Consider the following 269-nt stretch of genomic DNA (forward strand, 5'->3'; position numbering starts at 1 on the left):
GGCAGAGGCAATGGCTGCTGAACAAGACTCACTTTCTAAAACACGTAACAAGCAAGTGTTGTCAGAAGTTGATAAGTATAAAGCCATGATTATTGCCACTATTCAACGAAATTTAGTTGTTGATGAGTCAATGCGTGGGAAAAGCTGCAGGGTCTTTATTCGTCTAGCGTCAGATGGTTTTGTCACAACAAGCCAAACGTTAGATGGTGATCAGGTAGTGTGTCGAGCAGCCAAAGCGTCGATAAATAAAGCGGGACGGTTACCAGTAT

Annotated in this window: 1 protein-coding gene; it reads left to right on the forward strand. The window is 43.1% G+C overall.

The window, feature by feature from the left end:
• A partial coding sequence (gene tolA / locus AAEY72_RS15045; protein WP_352311366.1) for a cell envelope integrity protein TolA occupies nt 1-269 on the forward strand: 269 nt, incomplete at both ends.

Source organism: Psychrobacter sp. W2-37-MNA-CIBAN-0211, assembly GCF_040309405.1.
Taxonomy (GTDB): Bacteria; Pseudomonadota; Gammaproteobacteria; order Pseudomonadales; family Moraxellaceae; genus Psychrobacter; species Psychrobacter glaciei.